Raw genomic sequence first — 20,674 nt, forward strand, 5'->3', positions numbered from 1 at the left:
TGTTTTTAATCTTTGCTTAATTCCGCCTTGGCAAAGGTTACCGCCTGATTGGCTGCCCATTCGCGACGGGCAATGATCCGATAACATCCCCCACCCAGTGCCGCCCCGATAAACCAACTGAAGTTCGCCACCTGATGCAGACTCGGCGTAAAACTGATCGCCAACCCGATCACCACTGACGGCACCAGCGCCCAAATCGCATTCGGATTGAACCCATTCTTGTACCAGTAACGGCCGTTTGGCGTGGCGTTATACAAATCGTCGACGTGCAATTCACCGCGCTTGATGATGTAAAAGTCGACCAACAGAATACCGAACAGCGGGCCGATAAAGGCAGCCAATACGTCCAGCGTGTAATGAATCAGTTCGGGTGACTGGAACAGGTTCCACGGTGTCAGCAGGAATGAGCCGACGGCGGCGATCATCCCGCCGGTGCGGAAGCTGATCTTCTGCGGCGAGCAGTTGGAAAAATCAAACGCCGGTGAGACAAAGTTGGCCACAATATTGATGCCGATAGTGGCGACAATCATGGTCAGCAAACCCAGGGCGACGGCAATATCGCTGTCGAGACGGGTAACGGTTTCGATCGGGTCGGTGATCAGTTGCCCAAACAGCGGCAGGGTGCCGGAAACGATCACCACGGTCACCAATGAGAACAGCAGATAGTTGAACGGCAAGCCCCAACGGTTACCGCGCTGCACTTCGGCAAAGCTTTTGCCGTAGCGGGTAAAGTCGCCGAAGTTAAGCAGCGGGCCGGAGAAGTAGGACACCACCAGCGCGGTCGCGGTCAGCATCAGCCAACCTTGTTCACCGGTGCTCAGGGTTTTGCTCGACAGTGTGAGGGACAGGTTGGAAAAACCGACGCGGTAAACAATCCAGCCCGCCAGCGCAAACATCACCACGTAAACCGCCGGTCCGGCGATATCGATAAAGCGCTTGATTGCCTGCATACCGTGCCAAAACACCATCGCCTGCAACAGCCACATGGTGATGTAACAGCCCCAGCCAAGCTGCGACAGCCCGAGGAAATGCGGTTGGGTCATCGGTTCCAGCGACGGGAAGAATTTCAGCAGCGTCAGCATCAACGCGTTGGAGGCCAGATAAGTTTGGATGCCGTACCAGGCGAAGGCGATCATGCCGCGGATCACCGCCGGAATATTGGCGCCGAACACGCCAAACGCCTGACGGCTTAATACGGCGTAGGGCACGCCGCCGAGTTGGCTGGGCTTAGCCACCAGGTTCGCGCAAAACTGCACGATGCAAATCCCCACCAGCAGACAAATCAAAACCTGCCAACTCGACAGGCCAAGGGCGAAAAAGCTGGCGGCCACCACATAGCCGCCCATGCTGTGTACATCGGACATCCAGAAAGAAAATATGTTGTACCAGCTCCAGTTCTGGTCACGCGTGGGTGCCAGATCGTCGTTGCACAGCTTGGGACTGTAGTTTTCATTAGGGTTTGGCATAAATCGTGCTCCTCTCAAGAACGTCACCCGGATGTTGTTATCTGTTTTTTGGCAAAGATTGCTGAGAGGGCATTTGCAGGATCCAGGCCAGACTGCTCTTTTTTGTATACAAAATATCTAATTCTTGTATACGATTTGACGATTGAAGGGGACGGGGAGCAGAAAAATGATCGGTACAGCGATCGACACCAACGCCGCCTGGCATGGGCAACAGGCCAGTTATTTCATTGAAGATAAAGACGATTGCATTTACAACTCGCTGGTGAAAGCCATCGTCGAACATCGGTTGCTGCCCGGCAGCAAATTGCCGGAAGAAGCGTTGGCGGAGACTTTTGGCGTCAGCCGAACCGGCATCCGGCGGGTGCTGCAGCGCCTTGCCGCAGTGCAACTGGTCACTCAACTGCCCAAACGTGGTGCACAGGTTGCCACGCCGGGGCAGGACGAAGCGGCGAATGTTTTCCAGACGAGAAAAATGCTGGAGTGCGCCAACCTGCCGCAGGTGGTTACCCACTGCAAAGAAGAGCATTTGCTGGCGATGGCAGAGCTAGTGGCGCAGGAACAGCAGGCGCACCGCGATCAGGACGGTGCGGCGGCGATCCGCCTGTCCGCCGCGTTCCACGTTCAATTGCAAGCGATCGCCGGTAATCAGGTGCTGACCGAGATGGTTTCGCTGCTCACACTGCGTTCATCGTTGGTGATAGCCGTTTACGGCTCGCCCTGGCAGCAGGGTTGTCGTTGCCACGACCACGGTGATCTGCTGGGGCTGTTGCGCGACAAAGACAGTGTGGCGCTGGCAGATCATATGGCCCGCCATTTTGACGACATCGTGGCCAACCTGCGGTTTGATCATGGTGCAAATGAAACGCCGGATTTTGCCCGGATATTTGCCGAATCCGGCTCGAGGGAACCGCTATGATCGCTGACTGCATCATTCAGGTCATCAATCCAAATACCAGCCGGGTAATGACGGAAACCATTGCTGCCGCTGCCCGTTCGGTGGCCGCGCCGGGAACCAAGATCCTGGCGGTTTGCCCACAGGAAGGGGCGCCGTCAATAGAAGGGCATTTTGACGAAGCCATTGCTGCGATCGGCGTATTGCAGCAGGTGAAGTTGGGCCGAGAAGCGGGGGTCAGCGGCCATGTCATCGCCTGTTTCGGCGATCCGGGCCTGCTGGCGGCGCGGGAGTTGGCAAACCGACCGGTGATTGGCATCGCCGAGGCGGCAATGCATATGGCGACGCTGGTGGCGACACGTTTTTCCATCGTCACCACGCTGCCGCGTACGTTGGTTATCGCACGACATTTACTGCATCAATATGGTTTTGAGCGACACTGCGCCGCGTTGCATGCGATCGACCTGCCGGTGTTGGCGCTGGAAGATGGAAGTGGTCTGGCGCAACAAAAGGTACGTGAACAGTGCATCCAGGCAAAACAACAGGACGGCAGCGGCGCGATTGTGCTCGGTTGTGGCGGCATGGCGGATTTGGCGCGTGAACTGACGCTGGAGCTGGGGATCCCGGTGATCGACGGTGTCAGCGCCGCGGTGAAAATGATCGAGTCGTTGAATGCCCTTGGTCTGAGCACCAGCAAACACGGCGATCTGGATTTTCCGCGGGCAAAACCCTTGTCCGGTATGTTTGGCAGTTTTTGCGGGTAATCAGTAAAGGGGAAACAGCGATGGGTGAGTTCCAGTTCAATCAAGATTATCCCCGAGATTTAATCGGCTACGGTGGTCGTCCGCCGCACGCTGGTTGGCCTGGTCAGGCGCGAATCGCGGTGCAGTTTGTTCTCAACTACGAAGAGGGCGCTGAAAATAACGTGCTGCACGGCGACGCCGGTTCGGAACAGTTTCTTTCCGATATCATTGGTGCTGCCAGTTATCCCGAACGCCATATGTCGATGGATTCCTTGTATGAATATGGTTCACGTGCTGGTTTCTGGCGCATTCATCATGAGTTTCAGCGCCGTGGTCTGCCGTTGACGGTGTTTGGCGTGGGAATGGCACTGGCGCGTAATCCGTTGGTGGTTGAAGCGATTAAAAACGCCGATTACGACGTAGTCAGCCACGGCTGGCGCTGGATCCACTATCAACATATGGATGAAGCGACCGAACGGCAGCATATGCAGCAGGCCATCACCGTACTGCGCGATCTGTTCGGCAAGGCGCCGCTCGGCTGGTATACCGGCCGCGATAGCCCGAATACTCGTCGGTTGGTGGTGGAACAAGGAGGTTTACTGTACGACAGCGATTATTACGGTGATGATTTGCCGTTCTGGACCGAAGTGCAGTGCGCCAATGGCCAGAAGAAACCGCATTTGATCGTGCCTTATACGTTAGAAGCTAATGACATGCGTTTCGCTTCGCCGCAGGGGTTTAACACCGGCGAGCAGTTCTTTACCTATCTTAAAGACAGTTTTGACGTGCTGTACGCCGAAGGGGCAGAGTCGCCGAAGATGCTGTCGATCGGGATGCATTGCCGCTTGCTGGGGCGTCCTGGCAAGTTTCGCGCATTGCAGCGCTTTCTGGATTATATCGAGCAACACGATCGGGTTTGGGTATGCCGGCGGCAGGATATCGCCGAGCACTGGGTCGCGCAGCACCCGTTCAAGAAATGAAGAAAGGGCCGAAGTGGCCCTTTCTTCATTCTGTTTGGGCGCGAAAATGCGCCCAGGCAGGGATCAGAACAGTACGGAGTAGTTCAGACCAAAGGTGCGGCCACGGCCTTTATAGCTGTAAAGCTCTGGTGAACCGTAGGTTGGGCTATAAAGGATCGGTGCGCGCTGGCCCCAGACGGTGGTGTATTCCTTGTCCAGCAGGTTCTCTACGCTAAAGCTGAGTTTACCCACCGGCAGGGCGTAGCTGCCGAGGAAATCGATGGTGTTGTAGCCATCAATTTTGCGGCCCTGAGTGGAGCCGACCTTGGTGTAATCACCGTCATCCGAGACGTCGAAGCTCTGCTGCGACTGCAGGCGCAGGTTCCAGTCACCCGGTGCCCAGCCGACATAGGCGGTGACTTTCGATGGGCTGGCCGTGTCCACCAACAGTTTTTTCCACTCGCCGTTGACCTTGGTCTCGGAGCGAATGAAGTTGAAGTTGGTGCCCGCGCTCCAGTCACTGTCTTCGAAGAAGTAATCGACCGCGCCTTCCACCCCGTAGATACGACGCTTATCCGAATTGACGTTGATGGTCATATCGGTTTTGTTGATCGAAATGCTCTTATCAGACAGCGAGTAGTAGCCGGCGATCTGCGTACGCAGGTTGTCACCGGTATAGCGCCAGCCGAGCTCATAAGAGTTAACCTTAATGCCTTCCAGCTTGGAATCGCCGACGTTGACGCTTTTGTTCAACTGATAGTGGCCGTTGTTCAGCGAATAAGTGCCGTTGCCGTAATATTTGCCCGGATCCGGGATCTCGTAGCCCTGCGAGAAGTTGACCCAGGTCTGTTGGCGTTCGGTCAGGTGCGCCAGCAGGCCGGCGTTGAACAGGGCGTTGTTATAGTCGGTTTTCCCACCTGGGATCGCGTCCGCTGAGGTCGCGCCGCCGGTGGCGATGGCCTGCTGTTGGTTATAGCCAACAAAGTCATCAATCTTGTTTTCAGTGTACTGATAACGCACACCGCCGCTAAGGGTAAAGATAGGGTTGATATCGTAACTGGCCTGCATGAAGGTGGCCAGATTGCTGGTGGTGTAGCCTGGGTAACGCCCGGTGTTATAGGCGTTTTGCAAGTCCATGCCGCCGGACTGTTGCGCCTTGGCCAGATCGAAGAACTGCTGGTTGGAATTGAAAGTTTCATGCTCGGCGTCGATGCCGTAGGTCAGCGTCAGGGCGTCGATCGGTTTGCTGTTCAGCGTCAGCTTGCCGCCGTAAAAATCGGTTTTCTGCTGCGAGGCACCGATGCTGCTGACGTAGTAGTCCGGTGCTTTGCCCGCCAGCGTCGGGAACGGATAGAAGGTCAGCGACTCATCGCGATAATAAACCTGCGCCACCAGATCCTGCCCGAGGAAATCGGTGTTGGAGTACTGCAGGTTGATCAGGTGACGTTCAGTGCCAGGAATACGATCGGAATTCAGGTTGCCGCTGTTATAAGCTTTGGCGCTGCCGGTCACCGCGGAGAAATTCTCCCCCAGGAACAGGCCGTGGTCGCCATCGGACTGGCTTTTGTAATACTGAGTGGTCAGTTGCAGCTGCTGGTGATCGTCGATATTAATGGTGCCGGTACCCATCACGTCGAGGCGATCGGAATATTGCAGGCCAGTCTGGGTATTGTCGATCAAGACTTCATTGCCCTTGCCGTCGTACCAGCCGCCGTAGCGCTGGTAAGAGACCGACAGGCGGCCCGAGGCATTATCGTTGCCGCCGCTGACCGCCGCCGCCACGTTTTCGTCGTGGTCGTTATGGCCGCCAAAGCCGGTTTTGCCGCCGATCTGCAGCTCAACCTGCTGCTCTTTCTGGCCTTTTTTGGTGACGATGTTGATCAAACCACCGGTGCTGCCGCCGCCGTACAGCGAGGTGGCACCGGAGATCACTTCAATGTGGTCGATATTAAACGGGTCGATCGAATCCAACTGGCGGCTGTCGCTGCGTGAAGAGTTCAAACGCACGCCGTCGATCATCACCATCATTGAACGGCCACGCAGGTTCATGCCGTAGTTGGTTCGGCCCTGACCGCTGACGTCCATCCCCGGGATCAACTGCGCCAGCATGTCCTTGATCTCTTTGCCGCCCTGTACCTGTTGCTCAATTTCCTGGCTCTCAATCACCCAGGTGGTCTGCGCCATTTCTGCTACGGTACGGTGCGCACGGCTGGCGGAAACCACCATTTGCTCTTCGCTTTTTTGTTCTTCTGCCCAGGCTGCTGCTGGTGCGATCATCGCCAGCAGACAAGGATTTAATACCCAGAGGTGTTTGCGCTTCATCATTATCTTCCAGTGTTTCCCATCATTGGTGTGTAGTTAAAACTCGGTGTAATTGAGCATGGCGTGTGTCGCTCGGGCTGGGGTGCCCGGTTGCTGGCTGCGCCATTGGATCACCGCCGGGGTGGACGTTAAATCGAACTGGTCGCGTCCTAAAGCCCGGTTGAGAATACGAGCCGAACGCCAGGCCATCAGGCTGAGCTGGGGTTCGGCGATGCCGTGACTGTGCATACCGGCGTTCACCGCAAACAGGCAATTTTCGCTGGGGCCTTGCCACTCCAGGGTGAAGTCGGGGGCCACGCGGTACTGGTCATCGGCGGTGGTTAACAGACGGTCCGCCAGCGGCTCAAGGAAAGCCGGACGATCCTGCTGATAGCCGGTGGCGAAGATCACCACATCGGTATCGAAGGTTTCTTTGCCCTGATCGAGATGATGGTGGGTCACTAACTGCCAGCCGTTGCCTGCGGCCTGGATCGCCGCCAGCGAGCGGCTGGGTAACAGGTGCGCCCAGGGCTTTTCGCGCAGCACTTCAAACTGGTGGTACATCGCCCGGTAAATCGCTAACAGCGAGTCGCTGGTGATGCCGTCAGAAGTCATCTTCTGCTCGGTCAGCATGCGCTGTTTGGCGCTGTCGTTCAGGCCATAGAAACTGTCAACGTAGTCCGGGGTGAAGTACTCGTTGGCGAAAGCGGCTTCATCCAGGGCGTTATAGTTGTTGCGACGCGAGATCCAGTTCAACTGCGCCGGCTGGCCCCACTCGGCGCGGAAGATGTTCAGGAACAGATCGGCACCGCTCTGGCCGCCGCCGACGATGGTGACGCGCTTGCCGGTCAGATCCGGGTTACGCAACGTCATCTCGCTGGCATGGAAGCAGCGATCGTTTTGTTCGGTAACGCAGTCCGGCAGCTTGATGCGTTTGCCGATGCCCAGACAGACGTGGCGTGCCCGGTAGGTGGCGCGCTGGGTGGTGACGACAAATTGCCGCTGCTGGTCGTCAAAATCCACGCTTTGAATGTCCTGGCTGAATTCGAGCGACTTCAGGCCATTGGCGGCCCAGTCGAGGTAGTCGGCAAACTCTTCGCGCGACACCGTGCGCAGCTCGGTGGTCAGGAAACGGTAAAATTTCTTCCGTTTCACCAGATAGTTAATAAAGCTGTAGGGATTGGTCGGCGATACCGCACTGACCAGATCCTTGAGGAAACTGGTCTGCATATGGCAATCCGGCACCATCATGCCGGGGTGCCAGGAAAAGTGCGGTTTGCGCTCGAGAAATTTACTGTTAAAACCGGCAACTTCACTGCCGAGAGCGGCAATACTGAGGTTGAACGGACCTACGCCAATGCCGATGAAATCCAGGGGCTGATTCATTGGGCAAACTCCTTGGTGACCAGGTAAAGAGGGTTATCCAGATCCTGCAGATAGTTTGGCAACATACGGCTGCCGCCATCCTGCTCCGAGTAGGTGAGTTTCACCGGGTTGAGCACCACGCGAATGATTTGTGGTTTAAACAGATCAAACAGGGCAAAACGTTCCGCCATCTCCGGGTGCCGTGCCATATAGCCTTCCAGCACCTGCGCCAGCAGCTGATAGAAACGGGCTTCACTGACTCCGCAGGCCTGCATCAGCGGTGAGATAAAGCGCAACACGGTGACGAAATGCCCGGTTTGCAAGTCATGGATCAGGTAGTCGGCGGACAGACGCACGGTGACGTCCTTGACGACTTTCGGCAGCGTCGCCGCTTCGGGGAAGTCCTTATCCACCAGGCGCATATCTCCCTGGAAGTCTTTAAGCAGCACGCGTTGCGGCACGTGGTCTTTCATCACCAGCGTGATGTTCTGCCCGTGGGCGATCAGCGCCACGCCGTAGCGGCACATCAGGTGATACATCGGCAACACCACCACGCTGAACATCTGTTGCAACCAGGCTTCAGCGCTCAGGCCGGAACGAGCAATATAGGCGGCGATCAGCGGCTGGCCTTGGTTGTCGGTTTCCATCAGCGTCGCCATCAAAATGGCCTGTTCGCCCTCCTGCAGATAGCAAGAAGGGTTCTCACGCCAGATCACGCCAAGCATTTCCTGATAGCGGTAGGGGGCTTTGGCCAGGGATGCGTAGGTTGGGTGGGTCATATAACCCGCCGCCGGTTCACCCAGGATTTCGGCGCCGCTGGCGCGCAGCGTGCTGTCTTCGGAAAAGATCTGCTGCAGCCAGCGGGAAGCGGCCGGCCCGGCGCTGATGTACTTGCCCGGAATACCGCGATAACACGAAGTGTTGTAAATGGTCAGCGGCAGTTTGATGTCGAACGCGGAGCGGCGGCTGATATTGGTCAGGGTACGCAACGATTGCTGTGCCAAATAGTTGTCACCAAATTCCCCCAACTCCACCAGTTCACCTTCGGCCAACTGCGGCAGGAAGTGCAGCGCGATCTTTTGCTGCCACTGCCACGGATGCAGGGGCACCGGGATCCAGTCATGGGTCAGTTTCAGCTCGCGCCAGCGCTGGTCGAAGCGCTGGCGTTCGGCGCTGTCCATGGCGCTATCGAGCAACTGGGTCAGCGGATATTCTTCATCAGCACACCAGACGAAGCTGCTACGCTTGGCCGCCACCCAGTGCAGGCGAAACTGGCCCTGGTATTCCGGGGCATACTGCTGCAGCGCGGTCAGGCCCCAACCACGACGACCTTTATTAAAGATAAACTTGGGATGTCCGGCCAGCAGGCATTGCAGCGCATCGGCGTCCAGTGCGATCAGATCCTGCGCACTCATACCGTGACGGGCAGACAGCAACTGCATATCGCCGCGCAACGTGGCGTACAGGTCTTCCAGATGTTCTGCGACCTGCGCATCGTCCATCTTCAACACCTGTGCCAGTTGGCGCAGCGTTTGGTCGGCGGCTAACGGCGATTGATCGCAGGCCAGGGTAGCCGGATCGATGTGCAGCCAGCCCCAGATGCCGCGTTCGGCGCTGAAGCGGTAGTGGGCGTCGCCCAGCGCAATGTGCCATTGCCCGTCGTGATGTTCAGCCTGCAGCGCGCGCTCGTATTCCAGCTCGGCGAGGATCTTGGCGATCATCTGGCGGTTAACGCGCTGCCAGTCGGCGTAATCTGGCGTCATCATACGCAGGTCTCCTGGAAGAATTCGGCACGCTGATTCACTATCAAACGCGAACGCTTATGTGGGAAATCAAACTCTTTAAGGGTGTGATAACCGGCGGCTGGCAGGTGACGGAACAGGCGTTGGTTGTCGGCTCGCGGCTCGGCGACCACCCGCGTGGTGCGGGGCTCATCCAGATACAAGTAATGCGTCAGGCCGCGCAGCCAACTGCGGATGTACTGCGCACCGCGACAGTCTTCTTCACCCACCAGCATGTGCAGCCCACGATCGAAGGGTTGCCAGCGATAGTGGCGGCCAATGCGATCCTCCGGCGCCCAATAAACTTCGAAATAGCCGAACGGGCGATCGTCAAAGCAACCCAGCAACGGGTAGCAGTAGCTGGAATCCAGTTGACGCTGCAGGTAGGCGGCCTGGGTTTCGAGCGGGCCGCTCATTTCCCAGAAGGCGTCAACGCGCGGTGAATTCATCCAGCGGGTGAACTGTTCGGCGTCGCGTCCCACTTCCGGCAGGCGGAAACTGAGGGTTTTCTTCAACTGCGGATCGTAACGGCGGTACACCTCACCGTTGGGACGCGCCGGGCGCTGTGGGTACCACAGGCTGCGTTCGGCGTCATACTGCATCTGGCCGGAGGCGCGGTTGCGTTCAGCCATCAGCCACAGCGGCAATTGATAAAAGGTTTCGCGTGCCAGATAGTCACCGCTGGCCAACGCGAACAGCGCCTGCGCCTGCGGTTCTTCACGCCATTGCGCGTAAGGCAGCGTGACACCGCTGAGCTGCGGCGCGGCCACCAGTAACTGGTCTAACGCTTGAACCAGCCAACCCTGTGGCAGTGGGCCTGGATAGTGCAGCACGGCGCTACCGTCGAGACCGAGGCCAAGCTGCAACTCCCGTTCCAGCCGTTCGCAACGAAAACCGCTGCCGGCATGCATCAGTTTGGCGTGCGGCATCATTGGGCGGCTCCCTGGCGCAGCGGGTTAACGAAATCAAAGTAAATCACCGCCGGATCAACGATGGTGTTTTCGTTATGGTCGTGCAGGTAACAGAAGAAGTTGCCTTTACAGTTCCAGTGGCTGCTGTCGAGCACGTAGTCCAGGCACAGGGTGTTTTTGGCGTTGGCGCGCAGGCCGCTCAGTGCGTCGCGTACCCGGGCCATCAATGCCTCTTCACTGTCGAAACCGGCCGCGGCCAGTGCGGCGGTGACCGCCAGGCTGGAGTTCACCAGCAGGTAGTAAGGGAAGTAGCGCAGCAACTGTTGCTCGCTGAAGCGGTTTTCCGCATCGGCTTCGCCAATTTCTTCCAGCCAGGGGCCGGCGTCACGGGTAAAACCACTGCCCTGACAGTCGCGATACAGCATGCCGATCGGCAGGTCCTGCTGCATCTCTACCAGAATGTTTTGCTGGTGAGCCAGCAGCACCAGCCCGTAATCGGCTTCGGTACTGAACAGCGGCAGCAACACCTGTTGGCAGTAGGCATCCAGCCAGGTGTGGGCGGCTTGTTGCAACGGCAGATTCAGGCGGCTGGCCAAACGGCGTACCGCTGCAGCCAGCAGGCTGTCGCCGCCATCCGGCGCGGCCTGGGTCAGCGTCACCAGCACGTTGGTCTGGCTTTGTGGCTGGTCGAACAGCAGGTTATCGCGCAGCGCCATCAGGCTTTCTTCCTGGACGGTGCCGTCTGCCGAGCGAAGACCGGCCCAGCCGTCTTCCTGCATTACGCGGAAGGTCGGATAGCGCGCCTGCAACTCTTGCCAGCGCGGGGTTTGCGCCAGACGCGCCAGGCGGATCCCGCGCTTCACTTCTTTTACCGACAGGGTGCGCACCGAGTTGGTCAGGCGGACGCTGAGGGAGAATTTGATCATGTCACGGTTACTGGCGCTGTACAGCGAGCGTGAAGAACTGGTAGGCAGCCAGCGTTCGCCGGCTTCGCCCAGATCCTGCAGCAGCCCCTGGGTCACCAGATCCTGGCACCAGTTCTGCGTCAGTAAATGGTCGGCCTGCCACGGATGCATCGGTAGCAGCCAGACGTTATCGCTAAAGTGTGCCAACAGCTGCGGGGCACTTTCGGCGGCAAAACGTTGCAGGCGCTGCTGCAGCGTCAGATTCAGGCTGTCGCCGCACAGTTGGCGTTTATCGACGGCAAACCAACGCAGCGGGAAGCTGGCGGCAAAATCCGGCAGATAGCGGTGCGCCTGCTGATGGTTGAATGGCTCATGCGACTTCGGTGCCGGGTGGAAGGCGTGACCGACCAGCAGCCCCTGTTCCGCCTGGGCGAAGTTCAGCGGCTTGTCGCGCAGCGCAGGCCAGTCCAGACGGATATTGATCGCCTGCTGGGTATTTTCATGACTTTCCAGTACACGCTGGCGGAAACGGGCCACCACGTCATCCGACAGTTCGCCTTTCACCGCCGGTTTTTCCAACAGCAAGGAGATAAGCTGTTCCACGCTCAGCGCAACCCCTGCACCGTCATCCTGCTGATACAGATAAGCGGGGAACAGGTACTGGTGATGCTGAGTGGGGGAGGTATGGCGTAAAGCGATGCGAATAGCCTGAGAAGGCGAAAGTGGAATGTGCAGTTGCGGATACTGTTGGTGGCTGGCCGCCGGAACGATTTGCCAGTCCCGGGTTTCACGCATCAATGCGTTGAGAAAACATTGTGCAGCCACGTCGGTCGTCGCGGTTTCAAACTGGATTGTCATGATCCCATTTCACTGTTGAATCAATTGAGAATGATTCTTATATCAATAATATTTATTGTTATCAATCATCCTATGATACAATTTTTCAATGAATTGAACATAACCTTATAATTTTATTAACGGTAAATTTACGTTTGATGCATATTTCTTCTCCCCCTAAATCACCGACAATTGGGAATACGTCTCCTTCCAACTGGCCACTGGCGCTTTGTGCCGGGTTGTTGGGCATCGGGCAAAACGGCCTGCTGGTGGCATTGCCGGTATTGGTCAGCATGACTCATCTTTCGCTTTCCGTCTGGGCCGGGTTACTCACGCTCGGCTCAATGCTGTTTCTGGTCGGCTCGCCGTGGTGGGGCAAGCAGTCCGAAATTCGCGGCTGCAAGTTTGTGGTCACCATGGCGTTAGCAGGATATTTGTTCAGTTTTGCCTTGCTGGCACTGGCGGTTTGGGGGCTGGCGGCAGGCTGGCTTTCGCCGATGGCGGGATTGGGCGCCCTGATCGTGGCACGGATTATCTATGGCTTGACGGTGTCCGGCATGGTGCCTGCCAGTCAGACCTGGGCCCTGCAGCGGGCCGGTTATGAGCAACGTATGTCGGCGCTGGCGACCATCAGCTCCGGGCTGAGCTGCGGGCGGCTGCTTGGCCCCCTGTGCGCCGCGTTGGCGTTGTCGATTCATCCGATGGCACCGCTGTGGCTGATGGCGCTTGCGCCATTAATCGCCCTGCTGGTGATATGCCGTCAGCATAACGATCCGCCTTTGCCACCGGTGGCCCATCAGCAAAACCGACTGCGCCTCAATATGGTGCCTTATCTGCTGTGCGCGGTGCTGTTGGCGGCTTCGGTCAGCCTGATGCAACTCGGGTTGGCGCCGCATTTGAGCCGTTTATTCAGCCACTCTGCCACCAGCGTTAGCCATCATGTGGCGGTGCTGTTGAGCGTAGCGGCGGGTTGTACCCTGTTGGCACAGTTTCTGGTGGTGCGCCCACAGCGCTTTAGCGCGTCACAACTGCTGCTGCTTGCTGCGGTATTGATGGTGGTCGGATTGGGCCTGATGTGCGCTGAGCCGCTGGCGTTGTTCTATGCCGGTTGTGCGTTGGCTTCCTTTGGCGCGGCTATGGCGACACCGGGCTACCAGCTATTGTTGAATGATAAATTGTCCACCGGCAAAGGGTCGGGAGCCATCGCCACCAGCCACACGCTGGGTTACGGTCTGAGCGCGCTGATGGTGCCGGTGGTGGCCAGGTTTTATGGTGAGTCGCAGCTGATTGCGGCGGCTCTGACGATGGCGGTCCTGTTGGGCGGTATCAGCGGCTGGCTGTGGTGCCAGCACCGTGTCAGGGTAAATTCTGCGGGAGAGTAACAGCTATGTCCGGCGCATCAAGCTACAGAGTTTTTGATATCACACTGAAAGTAAAAGAAAACGTATCGCCTTCCTTACTGCGCTGCGTTTTCGAAGGACCGGACGTCCACCGCATGAAGCTGGAGGCGCCGGATCAGCGCATCAAACTGTTGTTCCCGGCCGAGAATGGCCAACTTTCCTGTCTGGAAAATAGCGACGACTGGTATCGTCATTATATGGCGATACCCAAAGAACAGCGCCCGGTGATGCGTACTTACACGCTGCGCGCATTGCGCAGTGAACAGAATCAGATGGACGTCGAGTTTGTGTTGCATGGCGTCAACGGCCCGGCTTCCGCCTGGGCGACCGAGGCCAAACCGGGTGATACCCTGCAGGCGGTTGCACCCAATGCCGATTTTGACGGCGACAGCGGCGGTTATGAATGGGCACCGCCAAGCGCATTGCAACAGGCACTGCTGATCGCCGATGAAACTGCGGTGCCGGCGGCAGTGGGTATTTTGGAACAGCTGGCGCAGCAGGCCAATCCACCAAGAGTGCAGGCGTTCTTTGAAGTGCCGGTCGCGGGTGACTGCCTGAATATGGACCGCTTCCCGTTTGCCGAGGTGTATTGGTTGCCGCGTGACGTGGGGCATCAGCAGATGCACGGCACCTTGCTGGTGGAATCGGTGCGCCAGCGGGTGAATATTCCAGAGTCGGCGCGTACGCAGTCACAGTCGCTGACCGAAAACAGCCTGGGTGGCGACCTGCTGTGGGAACGGGCCGAAGGGGCGAAAAGCTTCTACGCCTGGGTCGCGGCGGAGTCTTCAGCGGTGAAGGCGTTGCGCCGTTACCTGATTGGCGAACGCGATTTGGACCGCTCCACCGTTAACTTTATGGCCTATTGGTGTTGAGCTAATCCTTCAATAGCCGGCTTCACTTTGGTGGCGCACCGCCAGCAGTACTGCGGTGTGGCCATCAAAATGATATAGCGCGATATAACCACTGTTGCCGAAATCGATCGGCCATTCTCTAAATTCCGTATCCATCTCTTCAACCGGGCGACCTACCTGCGGTTGGTGAGCGAGGATATTGACGCTGTGACGGATGGTGGCAACGGCCCTCTTTGCGGAGTTGAGGTCTTTCTCCGCCAGAAATCGGTACAATCGCTGAATATCTTGTAGCGCTGCAGGCGTCCATATCAGTTGTGGCACTCCGGGATCTCCGTATCATCACCTTTTTCCAGGCTGATGAGCCAATTATCGGCCTCTTCCTGAGACAGATGTTTACCATTTGCCTGATAGACTTCCCATGCCTGTAACGCATCTTTGCGCAGCGCTTCGCGTTTTTCTTCTCGTTCGACATATTCGCGGATCGCCTCGCGCATTATCCAGTGCGCGCTGCGCTGGCGTGTAGCCGCAATTTGCTGCACCCGCTGCTTCAGTTGTTCATCAATTTTAATCGATGTTGCACTTGTCATTGGTCGCCCCAGTTAGCTAAAGGTAATACCTTTGGCTACTATACGGCGGACTGAGTATGGCTGTCCAATTTTTGTGCAATCGCGATTATTCCGCCATCAAACTCACATGCGCGGCGACGATGCGCCAGCCGCAGGGCAGTTTGACCCAGGTTTGCATCTGCCGGCCGACACTGTCGCTGCCGGGACGACGGAATTCGGTGCTGGCGGCGGCCATATCATCACCGTAGGTGGTGATAACGGTGTTTTCCAGTACGCGATCCAGCCCTTTTGATGGCCGCTGTTGGCGGAAGTCGCGGATCTGTTCGATACCGTACAAATTCTCCGTCGCACCATAACGGACGGTGCGCCCATCGTGCCAAAACAGCTCGTCCAATACCTCAATATCATTGCCAGTCAACGCCTGTTCGTAACGGTAAAAGGCGGCATTCACTTCTGCCAGCACTGCCGGCCGATCGATATATTCACTCTTCATTAGTTAATCCTGTTTCCCTGGTAAAACACAGGTAGCTACGCCGCGTTGTTCCAGCGCATAGGCGGCTCGCAGTGCCAGATCTTCACGCCATGGCGGTGCGATAAGCTGCAGCCCGATCGGTAGCCCCGCCGCGGTTTTCAGCGGCACCGTCACCACCGGCAGGCCGAGAAAGGAGATCGGCTGTGTCAGCATGCCCATGCCGGCACGGATCGGCAGGTCGGTGCCGTTGATACGTAGGGTTTCCTGACCAATGATCGTTGCGGCGCACGGCGTGGCCGGGGCGATCAGAATGTCCCAGTGTTCAAACAGCGGCAATACCTGCTGCTGGAAATGGGTGCGGAAACGTTGTGCCTGCAGGTACCAGGCGGCGGGCAGCATGGCCCCGGCAAGCAGCCGCTCGCGCGACAGCGGTTCAAAGCGCTCGGGTTGGCTGCGCAACTGCGGCAGATACTGGTTACCTCCCTCGGCGGCGGTGAGAATAAACGCCGCCGAACGCGCCAGTTCAGCCTGGGGCAGTTCGACTTCGGCGACGGCCTCCAGCGCCTGAGCGACCTGCTGCACCGCCGCTTTGGCGTCTTCATTGCACCATTGCTGGAAATAGCCGGCCAGCACCGCGCAACGTAACCCTTGTTGGCCACGCGGCAGCAGCGACTCGGTTTGGGTGATCGGTTTTTCCGCCTGGAAGCGGTCTTCGATATCTGTGCCCTGCATCACGTCATACACCGCGGCCAGATCGCGTACCCGCCGGGCAAAGGGGCCGACATGATCCAGACTGGCGACAAACGGCTGGCTGCCGCTGCGCGACAGGCGGCCAAAGGTCGGCTTCAACCCGAAGATGCCGCATAGCGAAGAGGGCACGCGTATTGAGCCGTTGGTATCGCTGCCGAGTGAAAATGTTACCAGCCCGGCGGCGACCGCAGCCGCTGAACCCCCAGAGGAGCCCCCGGCAATACGCGTGGTGTCGTGTGGGTTACGCGTCGCGCCGTAGTGGCTGTTTTCGGTGGTGAAACCGTAGGCATAGGCGTCCATATTCAGCATGCCGGAGAGCAGCGCGCCCTGTGCCGCCAGCCGGTTGACCACCCAGGCGTCTTGTTTGGCGGGTGGGTTATCGCAAAACAGGCTGGCACCGGCCAGGGTGGTTTCCCCGGTGACATCGAACAGATTTTTCACCGCATAAGGAATGGCCGCCAGGCTGGGTAGCGCTTGCCCTTTGGCACGGGCACGATCGAGATTGTCGGCCTCCGTCAGCATACGTTCACGGGTGATGTGGGTATAGGCGTTAAGCGAAGGGTTTTGGGTGTCGATATTATCCAGCGTTTGCTGGGCTACCTCGCGGGCGGAAATCGCACCTTGCTGCAGGGCGGCGCGGATCTCGGCGATCGACAGTGCGCTTATTGGATTCATGCTCGATATACCCCGGCAATTTCCAGACGCTGATCGAGCGGCAGGGCCATCAGCGGCTCTGCCATTGCGGCGATGCGGTTGAATTGGATCAGCAGTTCCTGGCGGCGCACGTCATTGAGCTCCAGGGCCAGTATGTTTTCCATCTGGCTGATATAAGCCGCCCAGTCGGTGGCAGGTGGATGGTTCATGGGGATCCCCTTATTGAAAGAGCGGCTAGAAGCCGGCGGCGCTGCCGTTGCTGCGCGGATCAAAAGCGCCTTCGAGCATGCCGTTAGTATGGCGAACAATGGCGCCGGCGTGGCCGACCGCCTCGCTGAAATCCGCTAAAAGTTCTACCTCGTGGCCGCGTTGACGCAGGTAGGCCAAGGTTTCCTGACTAAAACGCCCCTCCAGTTTTAATGAGTCGGAGCTTTCGCCCCAGGTGCGGCCGAGCAGCCAGCGCGGCGCGCTGATCGCCTGTTGCAGCGGCAGCCCCTGCACCACATGGCGGACAAACACCGCTGCCTGGGTTTGCGGCTGGCCGTCACCGCCCATCGAGCCGTACACCAGGGTACGCCCGTCATACAGGCGTGCGGCTGCCGGGTTCAAGGTATGGAAGGGCTGTTTACCCGGCGCCAATGCCAGCAGGTGCGCGGCATCCAGACTGAAAGACGCGCCACGGTTTTGCCACAGCACGCCACTTTGCGGCAGTACCACGCCGCTGCCGAATTCGTGATAGATACTTTGAATAAAGGACACCGCCAGACCGCTGCTGTCCATCACCCCCATCCACACGGTATCACCCGGCCCTTTGCCTTTGCCCCAGGGGGCGGCCTGTTCAGGATCGATGCGCCTGGCCAGCGCGTCCAGGTGTTCGGCGGTCAACAATGCCTGTGGATCCTGAGTCATCTGACGCGGATCGGTGATGAATTGGTCACGCAGGCCGAAAGCCAGTTTGGTAGCCTCGACGATACCATGTACCACCGCGCCTTCGCTGCGGCTGGCAAGTGGCAGACGGTCGGTCAGCCCGAGGATCGCCAGCGACACCAGGCCCTGAGTCGGCGGCGTCAGGTTAAAGATCTCACCTTTCTGATGCTCCAGCCGCAGCGGCGTGCGGCGGCGCGGCCGATAATCCGCCAGATCCTGCGCAGTAAGCGGCATGCCTAGCCTGGCCATATCCGCCGCCATGCTCTCTGCCAATCGGCCACGATAGAAGCTGTCCAACCCCTGTTCGGCCAGGGTAATCAGAGTCTCCGCCAATTGTGGCTGGCAGAAACGCTGTCCGGCGTGAGGAATTTCACCGTGTGGCAGGTAGGTGCGGGCAAAATGCTCCCGATCTGCCAGCTCATGATATTTGCTGCGGGTAGCCGCCTCCTGCGAGGCGGTGACCGGAATACCGTCTGCAGCGTAGCGAATCGCATCTGCCAGCAGGCGTGGCAACGGCAACTGCTGGCCGCCCAGTTCAGCGGAGTAATCCAGCGCTTCCTGCCAGCCCCCGACAGTACCGGCGACGGTCAGCGCGGCTTTTGGCCCCCGATGGGGAATGTGACTTTCCCCGGCGTAAAAATCCAGCGTGGCCAGCGATCCGGCTGCGCCGCTGGCGTCGATGGCCACCGGATCACCCTGCGGCGGCACGATCAGCCAGAACCCATCGCCACCCAGGCCGTTCATGTGTGGGTAGACCACGGCGATGGTAGCGGCGGCGGCGACCATGGCTTCAATCGCGTTGCCGCCTTTGCGCAGTATCGCCAGTGCGCTTTCGCTGGCGAGGTGGTGCGGCGTGACGGCCATGCCCAATGGCGCGGTGTTGCTGTTAATCATTTCTTGGCCCTTGTTTGAGGTCAGCGTCTGCCTCAAACACAAGCAAGAGACGTTCCATGTTTTCCGCCAGGACAATAATCGCTTGCCAGCGGGTGGATTGGCCGTGCTATGTTCCGCTGAAACAAAGGTTACAGCAGGAGTAGCAATGCAGCAGATTGATGAACGCCTGCGCGGGGAATATCCGCAGCTCACGCCGCAGGAACAGCGGGTGGCCGATTTTATTTTCGATCACTTCGATGACCTGATCAGCTACAACAGCGCCGAGCTGGCGCGGCTGAGCGGGGTATCCAAAGCCACCGTCAGCCGCTTGTTCAAACGCCTGGGTTACCCGAGCTACCGCGCGATGCGTGACGAATTGCGCACTCTGCGCCAGAGCGGTATGCCGCTGACCGATAACCGTGACGCGGTGCAGGGCAATACCCTGTTGGCGCGCCACTACAAGCAGGAAATGGCTAACCTTACCCAGTGGGTGAACCATATTGATGCGGAGCAGTTCAACGCAGTGATTGCTGCTTTGGTACAGGCGCGGCGGGTGGTGTTAATGGGGTTTCGCAACAGCTATCCGGTGGCGATGCACCTGCGCCAGCAACTGATGCAGGTGCGAGAGCAGGTGTTACTGGTGCCGCAGCCGGGTCAGACACTGGCGGAAGAGCTGGTGAGTCTGTCCCCGCAAGATGTAGCGATAGTGGTGGCGTTTCGCCGCCGACCGCGCCAGGTGCGGGCGTTGTTGACGCAGTTGCAGGTTCAGCAGGTACCGACACTGCTGGTGTGTGAACCCCAGGCACAGGCGCTAATCCCGCTGGCTAACTGGCATCTGGCGGCACCGCTCGACAGCGTTTCCGCCTTTGACAGCTATTCCGCCGCCATGAGTCTGGCCAACCTGCTCAGCAATGCTCTGCTGCACGAGACGTTGGCGCAAGGGCGGCAACGAATTCACCAAATTGCCGATCTGTATATGGGGCTGGATGAGCTGGAGCAGCGCTGAGCCCAGCGCCATTTTGGTGCTTTCGCACTTTGATGGTGCGCAATTTGCTCACTTTATTCATTCACCCTGTCTTTACGTTGGCAGGGAAATTCCCATCTTAACCCCCTAACTTAGCGACACTAAAGCCGAACGTTCCCGACGCCGCTTATTGGCACATTAGTTGCAGAGTGATGATCAAAGAATCTTTTGTTTCATCATTTCACCATCGGGGATAGTCTATGAACTTCAAGAAAATCGGCGTAGTGGCATTAGGTGCAGTGCTGTTGATGGCTCAGGCCGCTTCGGCGATGGCGGATCAACTGCAGGAAATCCAGCAGCGCGGCGTGTTGCGGGTAGCGGTACCCCAGGACTTCCCGCCGTTCGGCTCCGTGGGCACCGATCTGCAACCACAGGGTTATGACATCGATATGGCGCAGTATCTGGCCGACAAGATGAAACTTAAGTTGCAGCTGGTGCCGGTCACCAGCGCCAACCGCGTGCCTTATCTGCAGACCAACAAGGTTGATCTGGTGATTTCCAGCCTGGGCAAAAACGCGGAACGCGAGAAGGCAATCGCCTTCAGCCGCACCTATGCGCCGTTCTTCCTGGGCGTATTTGGTCCGAAAGAATCGGTGTTGGCGGACGCCACGCAGCTGAATGGTAAAACCATCGGCGTGACGCGCGGTGCGGTGGAAGACATGGTGCTGAGCGACACCGCGCCAAAGGGCACGCAGATCAAGCGCTATGAAGACAATAACACCACGCTGTCGGCCTATCTGTCCGGTCAGGTGCAATACATCGCTACCGGCAATCTGGTGGTGAGCGCCATAGCACGGCAGAACCCAGCCAAGGCACCGGTGGCCAAATTTATGCTGAAAGATTCACCCTGCTATGTGGGGCTGCGTCTGGGTGAACCGGCGTTGCAAGCGAAAGTGGACCAACTGATTGAACAGGCATTGAAGGATAACACCCTTAATGGCCTGTCCGAGAAATGGCTCAAAGCGCCGCTGCCTGCCGACTTCGGCGCATAACGGGG

At 58.2% G+C, this 20,674-nt stretch carries 19 protein-coding genes; 7 read left to right on the forward strand and 12 right to left on the reverse strand.

Annotated elements, in window-relative coordinates:
- Positions 1–5 precede the first annotated feature (5 nt).
- Positions 6–1,466: an NCS1 family nucleobase:cation symporter-1 gene (locus M2406_RS15240; protein WP_135344635.1), complete on the reverse strand. Its 1,461-nt coding sequence runs from the start codon at positions 1,464–1,466 to the stop codon at positions 6–8.
- 166 nt (positions 1,467–1,632) lie between these two features.
- Here M2406_RS15240 and M2406_RS15245 point away from each other — a divergent pair, with 166 nt between their 5' ends.
- From M2406_RS15245 to puuE, 3 genes are read left to right on the forward strand one after another with little or no spacing between them, the layout of a single operon-like run.
- Entirely contained in the window at positions 1,633–2,382 is a 750-nt protein-coding gene (locus tag M2406_RS15245; RefSeq protein ID WP_126501327.1) for a GntR family transcriptional regulator, read from the forward strand.
- Positions 2,379–3,122: an allantoin racemase gene (gene hpxA, locus M2406_RS15250; RefSeq protein WP_126501329.1), complete on the forward strand. Its 744-nt coding sequence runs from the start codon at positions 2,379–2,381 to the stop codon at positions 3,120–3,122. Before M2406_RS15245 ends, hpxA begins: the two co-directional genes overlap by 4 nt.
- Positions 3,123–3,142: 20 nt before the next feature.
- Complete coding sequence (puuE, locus tag M2406_RS15255; RefSeq protein WP_126501330.1) at positions 3,143–4,081, forward strand: allantoinase PuuE; 939 nt, start codon at positions 3,143–3,145, stop codon at positions 4,079–4,081.
- A 63-nt stretch (positions 4,082–4,144) separates the two neighbouring features.
- On the opposite strand, the gene M2406_RS15260 is transcribed toward puuE, so the two are convergent.
- Genes M2406_RS15260 through M2406_RS15280 form a run of 5 tightly spaced genes read right to left on the reverse strand, consistent with a single transcriptional unit; the run spans position 4,145 to position 12,181 of the window.
- Positions 4,145–6,382, reverse strand: coding sequence for a TonB-dependent siderophore receptor (locus M2406_RS15260; RefSeq protein ID WP_017891712.1), 2,238 nt, complete (start codon positions 6,380–6,382; stop codon positions 4,145–4,147).
- 36 nt (positions 6,383–6,418) lie between these two features.
- Positions 6,419–7,747: a lysine N(6)-hydroxylase/L-ornithine N(5)-oxygenase family protein gene (locus M2406_RS15265; RefSeq protein WP_012005364.1), complete on the reverse strand. Its 1,329-nt coding sequence runs from the start codon at positions 7,745–7,747 to the stop codon at positions 6,419–6,421.
- Positions 7,744–9,492, reverse strand: coding sequence for an aerobactin synthase IucC (iucC, locus tag M2406_RS15270; protein WP_259190531.1), 1,749 nt, complete (start codon positions 9,490–9,492; stop codon positions 7,744–7,746). The genes M2406_RS15265 and iucC overlap by 4 nt, the downstream gene beginning before the upstream one ends.
- Entirely contained in the window at positions 9,489–10,439 is a 951-nt protein-coding gene (locus M2406_RS15275) for a GNAT family N-acetyltransferase (RefSeq protein WP_259190533.1), read from the reverse strand. The genes iucC and M2406_RS15275 overlap by 4 nt, the downstream gene beginning before the upstream one ends.
- The gene (locus M2406_RS15280; protein ID WP_126501334.1) at positions 10,436–12,181 is read right to left on the reverse strand and encodes an IucA/IucC family siderophore biosynthesis protein; all 1,746 of its coding nucleotides are present in this window, start codon (positions 12,179–12,181) and stop codon (positions 10,436–10,438) included. The genes M2406_RS15275 and M2406_RS15280 overlap by 4 nt, the downstream gene beginning before the upstream one ends.
- Positions 12,182–12,318: 137 nt before the next feature.
- On the opposite strand from M2406_RS15280, the gene M2406_RS15285 reads away from it, so the two are divergent.
- Positions 12,319–13,542, forward strand: a complete 1,224-nt coding sequence (locus tag M2406_RS15285) for an MFS transporter (protein WP_135344628.1) — start codon at positions 12,319–12,321, stop codon at positions 13,540–13,542.
- 5 nt (positions 13,543–13,547) lie between these two features.
- Positions 13,548–14,432, forward strand: coding sequence for a siderophore-interacting protein (locus tag M2406_RS15290; protein WP_115183220.1), 885 nt, complete (start codon positions 13,548–13,550; stop codon positions 14,430–14,432).
- A 9-nt stretch (positions 14,433–14,441) separates the two neighbouring features.
- On the opposite strand, the gene M2406_RS15295 is transcribed toward M2406_RS15290, so the two are convergent.
- The 6 genes from M2406_RS15295 to M2406_RS15320 form a co-directional block, all read right to left on the reverse strand.
- Complete coding sequence (locus M2406_RS15295; RefSeq protein WP_012005370.1) at positions 14,442–14,732, reverse strand: type II toxin-antitoxin system RelE/ParE family toxin; 291 nt, start codon at positions 14,730–14,732, stop codon at positions 14,442–14,444.
- Positions 14,720–14,998, reverse strand: a complete 279-nt coding sequence (locus M2406_RS15300; protein ID WP_012005371.1) for a CopG family ribbon-helix-helix protein — start codon at positions 14,996–14,998, stop codon at positions 14,720–14,722. The genes M2406_RS15295 and M2406_RS15300 overlap by 13 nt, the downstream gene beginning before the upstream one ends.
- 85 nt (positions 14,999–15,083) lie before the next feature.
- Positions 15,084–15,470, reverse strand: coding sequence for an oxalurate catabolism protein HpxZ (hpxZ, locus tag M2406_RS15305; protein WP_259190535.1), 387 nt, complete (start codon positions 15,468–15,470; stop codon positions 15,084–15,086).
- Positions 15,471–15,473: 3 nt separating this feature from the next.
- Positions 15,474–16,874, reverse strand: coding sequence for an AtzE family amidohydrolase (locus tag M2406_RS15310; protein WP_259190537.1), 1,401 nt, complete (start codon positions 16,872–16,874; stop codon positions 15,474–15,476).
- Complete coding sequence (hpxX, locus tag M2406_RS15315; RefSeq protein ID WP_017891721.1) at positions 16,871–17,062, reverse strand: oxalurate catabolism protein HpxX; 192 nt, start codon at positions 17,060–17,062, stop codon at positions 16,871–16,873. Before hpxX ends, M2406_RS15310 begins: the two co-directional genes overlap by 4 nt.
- Positions 17,063–17,087: 25 nt before the next feature.
- Positions 17,088–18,674 (reverse strand): gamma-glutamyltransferase family protein, encoded by a 1,587-nt coding sequence (locus tag M2406_RS15320; protein ID WP_259190539.1) that lies wholly within the window; start codon positions 18,672–18,674, stop codon positions 17,088–17,090.
- A 145-nt stretch (positions 18,675–18,819) separates the two neighbouring features.
- Here M2406_RS15320 and M2406_RS15325 point away from each other — a divergent pair, with 145 nt between their 5' ends.
- Both M2406_RS15325 and M2406_RS15330 read left to right on the forward strand, forming a co-directional pair.
- Positions 18,820–19,659, forward strand: a complete 840-nt coding sequence (locus M2406_RS15325) for a MurR/RpiR family transcriptional regulator (RefSeq protein WP_012005376.1) — start codon at positions 18,820–18,822, stop codon at positions 19,657–19,659.
- A 218-nt stretch (positions 19,660–19,877) separates the two neighbouring features.
- The gene (locus M2406_RS15330; RefSeq protein ID WP_126501348.1) at positions 19,878–20,669 is read left to right on the forward strand and encodes a transporter substrate-binding domain-containing protein; all 792 of its coding nucleotides are present in this window, start codon (positions 19,878–19,880) and stop codon (positions 20,667–20,669) included.
- Positions 20,670–20,674 lie beyond the last annotated feature (5 nt).

Source organism: Serratia sp. BIGb0163 (assembly GCF_024809935.1).
Lineage (GTDB): Bacteria > Pseudomonadota > Gammaproteobacteria > Enterobacterales > Enterobacteriaceae > Serratia > Serratia quinivorans.